Origin of the sequence: Mycolicibacter sinensis (assembly GCF_001673565.1) — a bacterium.
GTDB classification, from domain to species: domain Bacteria; phylum Actinomycetota; class Actinomycetes; order Mycobacteriales; family Mycobacteriaceae; genus Mycobacterium; species Mycobacterium sinense_C.
Genome location: NZ_LZMF01000130.1, coordinates 1 through 10,430, shown reverse-complemented (window position 1 = coordinate 10,430; position 10,430 = coordinate 1). Strand labels below are relative to the sequence as shown.

Here is a 10,430-nt window from a genome sequence, read left to right as displayed (position 1 = left end):
GGGGCGCCAAGGATGTGGCAAAACAACAACAAACAAAAACCACCAAACACACTATTGAGTTCTCAAACAACACGCCCCACTCGGACGCGCAGTCAACCCGCGGCTAAAAGCCGCGCATTGGCAGTGCGGACAAGTGAAACGCCCCCGGAATCGCCTTGCGATCTCTGCGGTTCCCGCGGGCTTGTCGCGCTGACCGGGTCTGGCCTGGTCGCTGCGACGTGGACTAAGTTACGCGAGGTGAAACTGGGAGTCAAATCCGCTGCTAGAAGCGATATCTCGCCCGCTTCAAGATCAACTTCCCACGCGCAGAGCTCCCCGCAAAGCCCCCGCTAGACCCGCTGAACGCCGGCCACATTGCGCTTACCGCGGCGCAGCACCAGCCACCGGCCGTGCAGAAAGTCGTCGGGCTGCGGCGTCCATTCCTCGGTGTCGACGCGGACGTTGTTCACCGAGACGCCTCCCTCGCCGATCGTGCGGCGGGCCGCGCCCCGACTCGCCGAAAGTCCGGTGGCGACCAGCAGGTCCACGATCCCGTCCGCGGCACCGGGCTCCAGCTGGGCAACCGAGGTCTCCTGCAGTGCCGCGGTCAGGGTCGATTCGTCCAGCCGGGTCAGCTCGCCCCGGCCGAACAGCGCCTGGCTGGCCAGCTCGACGGCCTCGGTGGCCGCTTGACCGTGCACCAAGGTGGTGAACTCGCGGGCCAGCCGGCGCTGGGCGGCCCGCTCGTGCGGGCGCTCGGCCGTCGCCTGCTCCAGCTCCCCCAGCTCGTCGGCGGATAAGAAAGTGAACCAGCGCAGGTAGCGGATCACGTCGGCATCGGCGGTGTTGAAGAAGTACTGGTACCAGGCATAGGGGCTGGTCATCTCCGGATCCAGCCACAGGCTGCCGCCCCCGGTGGACTTGCCGAATTTGGTGCCGTCGGCGGCGGTCACCAGTGGGACGGTCAGCGCGTGCACCGTCGCGCCCAGCTTCTGGCGCACCAGCCGGACGCCGGCGATGATGTTGCCCCACTGGTCGGAGCCGCCGATCTGCAGCGCGCAGCCGTGCCGCTGATGCAGCTGCACGTAGTCGTTGGCCTGCAGCAGCATGTAGCTGAACTCGGTGTAGGAGATGCCCTCGGAATCCAGCCGGCGCCGGATGGTGTCGCGGTCCAGCATCACGTTGACCGAGAAGTGCTTGCCGACATCACGCAGGAAGTCCAGCGCGGACAGCGAGGCGGTCCAGTCCAGGTTGTTGACCACGACCGCACCGGTGGGACTGTCGTCGAAATCGACGAACCGCTCCAACTGCCCGCGGATCCGCTCGGACCACTCGGCGACCGTGTCGGCGGTGCTGAGGGTGCGTTCGCCCGTTTCGCGCGGATCGCCGATCAGACCGGTGGCCCCGCCGGCCAGCACGATCGGCCGGTGCCCGGCGCGCTGGAAGCGGCGCAGCGCCAGCAACGGCACCAGGTTTCCGGCGTGCAGGCTGGGCGCGGTCGGGTCGAATCCGGCATAGACGGTGATCGGCCCGGCCGTCACTGCGGCGCTCAGCGCGTCCAGGTCGGTGGATTGGGCGATCAGCCCGCGCCAGCTCAGCTCGTCGAGAATCGTCGTCGGCATGGGTCGATTTTCCCGGATCAGTCGCTGGCGCCGGGCGCCGGTGCCCGCGGGCTGCGTCGGTAGGCCGATACTTCGGGGCGGCCGGGCACCCAAAACCGCCACGGCCGGTCTGCGGCCTGGCTGACTCCGACTCGGGGTCCGGCTTGGGCGGTCAGCTGCGCACCCAGCATCAGCCGCACCGGGCTGCGCGCGTCGAACAGGTCGATTCCGTTGTCCTCCATAATGATTCCCAGGGCCGAGCAGAGGTTTCCCGGGCCGCGGGCCATGCCGGTGCTCGGCACCGCTTCACCGCGACGGGACCGCGCCACCGCGCATCCTTCCTCTACGACCGCGGCCCGAAGCAGCACCGCGGCGGCCGTCCCGTCCGGGCCGCAGGCCACGTTGGCGCAGACGTGCATGCCGTAGCTGCGGTAGGTGTACAGCCGGCCGGGCGGGCCGAACATCACCGTGTTGCGCCCGGTGGGCCCGCGATAGGAATGCGCCGCCGGGTCCGGCCAGGGCCCGTCCGGCACGCCGCCGTAGGCCTCCACCTCGAGAATCGTCGCGCGCACCCCGCGGGCATCGAGGGTGGCGCCGAGCAGCAGGCGGGCGGCCGCGAGCGGATCCACCGCAAGCCGGTCAGCACTCACGCCGGAGATTGTGCCGGATGCTTGACAACGCGCCGCAACCGGCAGAATATTCATCACATGATGATTTCATCGGGTGATGAATTATCCGGCTCGCTCACCGCCGCGGCCGTCGACATCGAGCACCTGCGGGTGGTCCGCGGCAAGCGGCCGGTGCTGCACGATGTGTCGTTGCGGCTCGCTCCCGGCGCGATCACCGGCCTGCTCGGGCCGTCAGGCTGCGGAAAAACCACCCTGATGCGCTGCATCGTCGGCACCCAGGTCATCACCGGCGGGCGCGTCGAGGTGCTGGGCAGCCCGGCCGGCTCGGCCCCGCTGCGGCACCGGGTCGGCTACATGCCCCAGGAGCCGACCATCTACGAGGACCTGCGGGTGATCGACAACGTGCGGTACTTCGCGGCGTTGGCCGGGGTCGACACCCAGGCCGCTGACGAGGCGGTCGACTCGGTGGATCTGCGACGCCACCGCGGCGACTACTGCGCCAAGCTGTCCGGCGGTCAGCGCGCCCGGGTCTCGTTGGCCTGCGCGCTGGTGGGCCGGCCGGACCTGCTGGTGCTCGACGAGCCGACGATCGGCCTGGACCCGGTGCTGCGCGCGGAGCTCTGGCAGCAGTTCGCGGCGCTGGCCCGGCGCGGCACCACGCTGCTGGTATCCAGCCACGTGATGGACGAGGCCGACCACTGCGGCGATCTGCTGCTCATGCGCGAAGGCGCGCTGCTGGCGCGCACCTCACCGAGACGACTGCGAGAGGAGACCGGATGTACGTCGATGGAGGAAGCGTTCCTGTCCGTCATCCGGCGCACCACCGCGCCCCGAACCGGCTGACCGGCACGCTGCAGCTGCGGCCGTTCCTGGCGACCACGCAGCGGATCCTGCGCCAACTGGCCGGCGATCACCGCAGTGTCGCGATGGTGCTGCTGCTACCCAGCCTGGTGATCACGCTGATCTATTTCATGTTCGCCGAAGTTGCCCACCCGCCGGGCACGCCGTCGCCGTTCAACACCGCCTGCCTGATCCTGCTGGGACTGTTCCCGCTGTTCCTGATGTTCGTCATCACCGCGATCACCATGCAGCGCGAACGCGCGTCGGGAACATTGGAACGCATCTTGACCACACCGCTGCGCCGGCTCGACCTGCTGGCCGCCTACGGGACGGCGTTCTCGATCGCGGCGGCCGCCCAAGCCAGCCTGGCGTGCGTGGTCGCGTTCTGGTTGCTGGGCTTCGAGACCCTGGGCAGTCCGGCGTGGGTGTTCGTCATCGCGATCGTCAACGCGGTGCTCGGCGTCGGGCTGGGCCTGCTGTGCAGTGCCTTCGCCCGCACCGAATTCCAAGCCGTGCAGTTCATTCCGCTGGTCATGGTGCCGCAGCTGCTGCTGGCCGGGATCATCGTGCCGCGGGCGGCGATGCCCGAGTGGCTGCAGTGGATCAGCAACGCGCTACCGGCCAGCTATGCCCTAGAGGCACTTCAGCAGGTGGGCACCCATCCGGAGCTGACCGGGGTCGCGGTGCGCGACATCGTCATCGTGCTGGCGTTCGCGGTCGCCGCGCTGTGTTTGGCGGCCGTGACGCTGCGACGGCGGACGGGGTAATGTCCGCCGAGATGAGCAACCGAAAGCCGGGGCGCCCCGCCGGCGCCTCCGGTACCCGGGACCGGATTCTGGCGTCGGCACGGGAGCTGTTCGCCCGCAACGGATTCACGCACACCTCGATCCGCTCGGTAGCCGCCGATGCGGGTGTCGACGCCGCGCTGGTGCACCACTACTTCGGCACCAAACAGCAGCTGTTCGCCGCCGCCACCGAGCTGCCCATCGATCCGATGGTCGTGCTGGGGCCGCTGCGGGAAACCCCCGTCGAGCACCTCGGCCGCACCATGCCGGAGCTGCTGCTGCCACTGTGGGATTCACAGACCGGCACCGGACTGATCGCGGCGTTGCGCTCGATGCTGACCGGAACCGAAGTGCCGCTGGCCCGTTCGTTCTTCCGTGACATCGTGGTCGCAGAACTGGCCCACCGCATCGACGAACCGGCCGGGACCGGCGTGCTGCGCGCCGAATTCGCCGCGAGCCAACTGATGGGCATCGTGGTCGCCCGCTACATCATCGGTCTGGAACCGCTGGCCTCACTGCCCGCCGAGCAGATCGTGGCGATCATCGCCCCGACCCTGCAGCGTTATCTCACCGGGGATCTGCCGGCGGAGCCTGGGCGATGAGACGGGCATGCTCGTCGTCGTCGACCGTGGTCGCCTCGTCGGCCAACAGCACCGGGATGTCGTCCTCGATGCGGTAGGCGCGGCGCAGCCGCGGGTTATACAGCGCCCGGTCGCCGGAGCCGCCGGAACGCTGCACCAGCAGCAGCGGACCGCGGTCGGCCGGACAGACCAGGATGGCCAACAGGGCGGCGTCGATCACGGGTGACTCCCGGCCAGTTCGGCGCGCACCGCGGCGGTCAGCCGCTTGAACTGCTGGCTGGCGGTATCGAAGTACCAGGCGTTACGTCCGGCCTTGGGCAGCCCGGCCTCGCGCAGCGCACCCGGCGTCGGGCGGTAGACAGCGCTCAGCGGCAGGTCCGGCACGACGTGGATGATGTCGGGTCCGACCCCGACGGGGATCTCGGCCACCGCCTCACTGAGGTGCGCGGCGGTGATCGTCGCTCCCGGCCGTACCGTCACCGCCGACACGACGAGTTCCGCCGCGCCCGGCGCGCCCGGCGACACCCGGTAGGTCACCCCCAGATCGATGCCGTTGACGGTGCCCAGCGCGTCGGTGATCACCACCGGATAGGCCGTCCCGCGTGCGGTGTGGATGCTCGAACCGCGCCCGCCGGCCAGCCAGTAGTCGCCGTCGGCGTCCCGCCGGAACAGGTATTCGGTGGAGATCCAGGTGTCGGCCGGCGCGAACACCCCGCGCTTGACCGAGGCCGACGGGTCGATCGGGCCGCGCGGTTTGGCCAGCAGCACCCCGACTTCGTCGGTCTCGGCGACGCGCACGAAGCCGCGATCGTCTTCCAGGATCAGGTCGTGCTCGGGGTCGTAGGCGGCCAACTCGACTTCCACCGCGCCGGGCAGCGGGCGACCCTTGCTGCCGACCTTGGCGCCGGAGACGTTGGCCAGCACCGCCTGCCCGTCGGTGGTGGCGAAGAACTCGACCACGTGGGCCGGCGCGAACGCCTCGGTGACCCGGTTCCACAGGCCGACCGGCATACCGGAGCCGATGAACAGCCGCACCGGGTGGTTGCCCTGCAGCACGAAGTTCGGGTCGTCGATGACTTCGCGCAGCATCGCCCAGGTGTAGGACACCACGCTGACCCCGTACTGGCGGACCTCGGCGACGAACCGGTCCGGGTTCAGGCCGCGTGACAGCGCGATGCGCGCCCCGCCCACCACCGCGCCGCCGAGACTGACCAGCAGCCCGGACTCGTGGTGCAGCGGGGTCAGGCAGTACAGCGTGTCGTTGGGGCCGAGCGCGGCCGTCGAGGCGGTGCCGAACGCCGAGAGCGCCCAGCGGTAGTTGGTGATCTGCTTGGCCACCAGCTCGCCGGCCACCGTGCCGATGGCGACGAACGCCAGATCGCGGGCGAATCCCGGGTTGGGCCGGTACCAGCCGGGCAGCTCGACGGCATCAGGATCGATCTGTTCCATGTCGATGACGCCTTCAGCGTCAGCGGGCAGATCCAGGTCGCGCGTCTCGCCGCCACCGAGTACCAGCAGTTGGCAATCCAATTCCCGGGCTGCCGCCAACGCCAGGTCGAGATTGCCTGGGTCGGTGATGATCTCGGAAGTGCCGCCCAGGCGCGCGGCCGCGGCCAGGTCCCCGTCCGGTGGCATCAGCACCGCGACCGCACCCAGTCGGGACAACGCCGCGATCGCGACCATGGCGCTGGGCCGGGTGTCCATCAGGACGCCGACGTGGACGCCTTGGCGCACGCCGACATCGATCAGCCCGCGAACGACGTTGTCGATACGTTTGTTGACCGCCTCATAGGTGTGCACCCGCCCGTCGAATAGCAGGAACTCGCCGTCCGGGGAGTCGTCCGCCTGCTCATCGATGATGCGGCCCAACGAGATTCGGGTGTGGTCATTGATCTGTCCGAGCCGGGCCAGCCGGGGCAGGGTGCGCGCGGTCTCGACCGCCATGGTGCGCATCGATTTCTGCGCCGCCACTACGGCGTCGGCGGCACCGCGCGCCAGGGTGAGCGCGACACCGCCGGCCTCCCCCAGCCCATGCGCGATCCGCGACGTCATCGCGACGCCGCCCTTGGTGTGCTCGGAGGTCTGGTCGGCCATCAGCGCCACGCCGGGGGGCTGCGGGCCCTGACCTTCTTGCCACAGCACCCAGTCGGCGACCGTCGGCCAGGTCAGTTCGGCAGCCTTGGATCCCACCACCAGACCGAAATGCCCAGCCCGCAACAGGTATTCGAAGACCTTCGCGTTGGGAGCGGCGCGGCGGATACCGCGGACCGCGACCGGCTGGCCGATGTCGTCGACCTCGCCGACGAACGCCAGTACCGGGCAGGTGATGTCGGTCAGCGTCACCAGTTGCCCGTTGATCGCGAAGCCGCCGGTCATCATCCGGTTGTGCGCGATGAACTGCTTGAGCAGCTCCGAGATCGCCGGACCCGACCAGGCGATCCAGCCCTCGGACTCCAGGAACCGCCGCTGCGCCTCGCGCGGCAGCAGGGCCTCCCGGTCGTGCAGCTGGCGCAGAAACTCCATCCGGGCCTTGGCGGTCTTGAGCGGGTCCATCATCTGGAAACCGATCCGCGCCTGCCAACCGGAGATGTCCAGCCGGTTGAAGACGTGGTCGGCCATGAAGGCCGCCACCCCCGAGGCGATATTCGGCGGCACACCCATCGGCAGCGCGGCCAGGGTGTCCACCGGGGAGCCGAACGCGATGATGCTGGCGATGCTCTTCGAATGCCGGTAGGCGCCGGCCTGGTAGGCGAACATGCCGCCCTGGGAGTAGCCGGCCAGGTGCACGTCACGTCCGGTCGTCTCGGCCATGGTGTCGATCGCCTGGCTCAGGCCGACGATGTGGTCGGCCAGATTGCGGCGCATACCGCCCTCGACCTCGTCGGGCGAGCCGAAGTCGATCACCCACGGATCCACCCCGGCGGCGTGCAGAATGCCGACCGCTCCCTCCTCACGGGTGACGTCCCACATGTTCGCCGACATCATCATCGGGTGCACCAGCAGCACCGGCGGCCCGGGCCGCGGCTGGCCCGGCCGATTGTCAGGCGGAAAGTAGCGCCGCAGCTTGTACATCGGTGTGCTCTCGACGATCTGGAACGGCGACGGCACGGTGCCGGTCTCCAGGCCGCCCCAGCGCAGCACCTCCAGGCCGTTTTGCGCGGTGGCCATCAACCACTCGACCGGCCGGGTGATGGCCGACAGGTTCAGATCCACGCTGCTCCCCTACCTCGCGCCTGATCGTCAATGACGTGCACATTCTGGCACATCAGTGCGGTCGACCCGGCTCGTTCAGCCGCAGGCAGTAGCCTTCTGGCAGTGGCACACCTGCTCGGAGCCGAGGCCCTTCATCTGCAGTACCCCACCGGTGTGGTGCTCGACTCAGTCACCCTCGGGGTGAACGACGGCGCCCGCATCGGCATCGTGGGCCGCAACGGCGACGGCAAATCCTCTCTGCTGAGACTGCTTGCCGGTGCCATGACCCCGGACTCCGGCCGGGTCACCCGCCGCACCGGCCTGCGGGTCGGTTTGCTGGACCAGGCCGACACCCTCGACCCCGACCGGACCCTCGGGGCGAGTTTGGTCGGTGACCAGGCCGACCACGAGTGGGCGTCCAGCCCGCGGATTCGTGATGTGGTCGACGGCCTGGTCTCCGACATCGCGTGGGACGCACCTGTTGCCGGGCTCTCCGGCGGGCAGCGCCGGCGGGTGCAACTGGCCGCGCTGCTGATCGGCGAATGGGACGTGATAGCCCTCGACGAGCCCACCAACCATCTCGATGTGGAAGGGATCACCTGGCTGGCGGCCCACCTGCAGCAGCGTTGGGCCCGCAACACCGGCGGCCTGCTGGTGGTCACCCACGACCGCTGGTTCCTCGACGAAGTGGCCACCACCACGTGGGAGGTGCACGACCGCATCGTCGAGCCCTTCCAGGGCGGCTACGCGGCCTACGTTCTGCAGCGGGTGGAGCGCGACCGGATGGCCGCGGCCAGCGAAGCCAAGCGGCAGAACGTGTTACGCAAGGAGCTGGCGTGGCTGCGCCGGGGTGCCCCGGCCCGTACCTCCAAGCCCAAGTTCCGCATCGAGGCGGCCAACGCGCTGATCGCCGATGTGCCCCCGCTGCGCGACACGGTCGAGCTGATGAAGCTGGCGACGGCGCGGCTAGGCAAGGACGTCATCGACCTGCTCGACGTCTCGGTCTCGTTCGACGGCCGGGAGGTGCTGCGCGACATCGAGTGGCGGATCGGTCCCGGTGAGCGCACCGGGATCGTCGGGGCCAACGGCGCCGGGAAGTCCACGCTGCTCGGGTTGATCGCCGGCACGGTGACGCCCGACACCGGCCGGGTCAAGCGCGGCAAGACGGTGCGGTTGGGCATGCTCGATCAGCAGTCCGGGGAGTTGGAGTCGCTCGCCGAGGACCGGGTGGCCGATGTGCTGGGCCGGCTGCGCAACGACTATCAGGTCGACGGCCGCGAGATGACGCCGGCGCAGCTGCTGGAGCGGCTCGGGTTCGGCCGCGCACAGCTGTCGGCGCGGGTGGGTGAGCTCTCCGGCGGGCAGCGCCGCCGGCTGCAGTTGATGCTCACGCTGCTGGCCGAGCCGAATGTGCTGGTGCTCGACGAGCCGACCAATGATGTCGACACCGACATGCTGACCGCCACCGAGGATCTGCTGGACTCCTGGCCGGGCACGCTGATCGTGGTCTCCCACGACCGATACCTGCTCGAGCGGGTCACCGATCAGCAGTACGCGATCCTGGACGGCCGGCTGCGGCATCTGCCGGGCGGTGTCGACGAATATCTGCGGCTGGCCGCCTCGGCGCGGCGCGCACCGGTCTCGCCGTCCGCGCCCGCCGCCGCTGATTCGGGGGCGCTGTCGGGAGCGGAATTGCGTGCCGCACAGAAGGATCTGACCGCCGTCGAGCGCCGGTTGGCGCGGCTGGCCGAACAGATCGAGGCCAAGCATCACGAGCTGGCCGCTTTCGACCAGTCCGATCACGTGGGCTTGGCCGAGCTCACCCGGCAGCTGCGGGCGTTGGAGGATGAGGTGGCCGAGCAGGAGGGCCGTTGGCTGGAGTTGTCGGAGATCGTCGAATAGCGCTGGCGTCACAGCGGTCCCGGCAGCACCGTGGGGGAAGCAGGTGGGTGTTGCCGAATCGGATAGCGCCTGCGCTATCACGCGGCGCGCCTGCGGCCGTGATATCGCCGGCGCCATCGTTTTCCGCCATCGCACTACCCCGCTGATGTGGCAGCCGTGACTACCGTCTCGTCAGCGCCGCTCGAAGTGCTGGTAGTCCACCGGCGATTTCCAGTTGCCGCCCCAGCGCCAGCCGGCGTCGGTGAAGACGCGCACCGCCGGGTCCCCGGGGTGCAGCAGACCCGGCTCGATCCGGTGGCGGTCCAGGTAGACCTTGGCGTTCTTGGGCTCGAATCTGCCGCGGTCGACCGAGGGGTTCAGCAGCGGGTTGATGTCGATAGCCCGGCCGTAGGCGTGCTGCGCCCAGTTGCCCGAACCCGGAACGCGGCGGCAGTTGAACGCCGAGGTGTTGTTGTCCTCCATCGACAATTCATCGTCGCCGCCGCGGTAGTTCGTGACCGACCGCATCTTCTCGATCGGGAAGTTCAGCCGGTACAGCCGCTCGAATATGGCGATGACCTGCGGAACCAGTTCCTGGTGCACGATCAGCTCGCCGCGGTGCGCATTCGCGTCGAAGCCGAGGTGGGTCACGGTGACGCGCCGCAGTTGCGCCGGGGTGACCGGGCAACCGGGGCGCCAGGTGGCGCCGAGCTCGGCGGCCGTGACGGCGGTGACGGACGCGGGTGCCGGTGGCGCTGTGCTGGACGGCTGAGCGCTCCGGCCGGGCCGAGCACCGGCCGCCGAAGTATCCGGCTGCTGTCGGCGATCGCGGTGTGCGGACTGCTGCCGCAGTGCACCGGTGCGGTGCCGCCGCGGGCGTCGCGGGAGGCCACCGCACCTTCGACGGTGAGCACCTCGCGCAGCTGCCGGGTGAGCTCAGAA

9 protein-coding genes are annotated in these 10,430 nt (G+C 69.5%); 4 read left to right on the top strand and 5 right to left on the bottom strand.

From position 1 onward, the window contains the following. Positions 1–329: 329 nt before the first annotated feature. Both tyrS and A5648_RS18755 read right to left on the bottom strand, forming a co-directional pair. Positions 330–1,601, bottom strand: a complete 1,272-nt coding sequence (gene tyrS, locus A5648_RS18760) for a tyrosine--tRNA ligase (protein ID WP_065025992.1) — start codon at positions 1,599–1,601, stop codon at positions 330–332. Positions 1,602–1,618: 17 nt separating this feature from the next. Further along, positions 1,619–2,230 (bottom strand): DNA-3-methyladenine glycosylase, encoded by a 612-nt coding sequence (locus A5648_RS18755; protein WP_109470847.1) that lies wholly within the window; start codon positions 2,228–2,230, stop codon positions 1,619–1,621. Between the two features lie 57 nt (positions 2,231–2,287). Between A5648_RS18755 and A5648_RS18750 the strand changes: the two genes are divergently transcribed. Genes A5648_RS18750 through A5648_RS18740 form a run of 3 tightly spaced genes read left to right on the top strand, consistent with a single transcriptional unit; the run spans position 2,288 to position 4,436 of the window. Beyond that, positions 2,288–3,052 (top strand): ABC transporter ATP-binding protein, encoded by a 765-nt coding sequence (locus tag A5648_RS18750; protein ID WP_065025991.1) that lies wholly within the window; start codon positions 2,288–2,290, stop codon positions 3,050–3,052. Then, positions 2,986–3,816: an ABC transporter permease gene (locus A5648_RS18745; RefSeq protein WP_065025990.1), complete on the top strand. Its 831-nt coding sequence runs from the start codon at positions 2,986–2,988 to the stop codon at positions 3,814–3,816. Before A5648_RS18750 ends, A5648_RS18745 begins: the two co-directional genes overlap by 67 nt. Then, positions 3,816–4,436: a TetR family transcriptional regulator gene (locus tag A5648_RS18740; protein ID WP_065025989.1), complete on the top strand. Its 621-nt coding sequence runs from the start codon at positions 3,816–3,818 to the stop codon at positions 4,434–4,436. The genes A5648_RS18745 and A5648_RS18740 overlap by 1 nt, the downstream gene beginning before the upstream one ends. Here the strand turns inward: A5648_RS18740 and A5648_RS18735 are convergent. Continuing rightward, complete coding sequence (locus tag A5648_RS18735) at positions 4,402–4,635, bottom strand: Trm112 family protein (protein ID WP_064855878.1); 234 nt, start codon at positions 4,633–4,635, stop codon at positions 4,402–4,404. The two genes, A5648_RS18740 and A5648_RS18735, sit on opposite strands and share 35 nt — an antisense overlap. Then, the gene (locus A5648_RS18730; RefSeq protein ID WP_065025988.1) at positions 4,632–7,628 is read right to left on the bottom strand and encodes an acyl-CoA synthetase; all 2,997 of its coding nucleotides are present in this window, start codon (positions 7,626–7,628) and stop codon (positions 4,632–4,634) included. Before A5648_RS18730 ends, A5648_RS18735 begins: the two co-directional genes overlap by 4 nt. A 102-nt stretch (positions 7,629–7,730) precedes the next feature. Between A5648_RS18730 and A5648_RS18725 the strand changes: the two genes are divergently transcribed. Further along, positions 7,731–9,509, top strand: coding sequence for an ABC-F family ATP-binding cassette domain-containing protein (locus A5648_RS18725; protein ID WP_065025987.1), 1,779 nt, complete (start codon positions 7,731–7,733; stop codon positions 9,507–9,509). A gap of 171 nt (positions 9,510–9,680) precedes the next feature. Here the strand turns inward: A5648_RS18725 and A5648_RS18720 are convergent, their stop codons facing one another. Further along, positions 9,681–10,340, bottom strand: a complete 660-nt coding sequence (locus tag A5648_RS18720) for a M15 family metallopeptidase (RefSeq protein ID WP_065025986.1) — start codon at positions 10,338–10,340, stop codon at positions 9,681–9,683. Between the last annotated feature and the right edge of the window lie 90 nt (positions 10,341–10,430).

What these genes read in the sequence shown, in the direction of transcription:
- A5648_RS18745 (WP_065025990.1), top strand. Translation starts at nt 2,986, where the DNA reads ATGTACGTCGATGGAGGAAGCGTTCCTGTCCGTCATCCGGCGCACCAC.
- tyrS (WP_065025992.1), bottom strand. Translation starts at nt 1,601, where the DNA reads ATGCCGACGACGATTCTCGACGAGCTGAGCTGGCGCGGGCTGATCGCC.
- A5648_RS18750 (WP_065025991.1), top strand. Translation starts at nt 2,288, where the DNA reads ATGATGATTTCATCGGGTGATGAATTATCCGGCTCGCTCACCGCCGCG.
- A5648_RS18740 (WP_065025989.1), top strand. Translation starts at nt 3,816, where the DNA reads ATGTCCGCCGAGATGAGCAACCGAAAGCCGGGGCGCCCCGCCGGCGCC.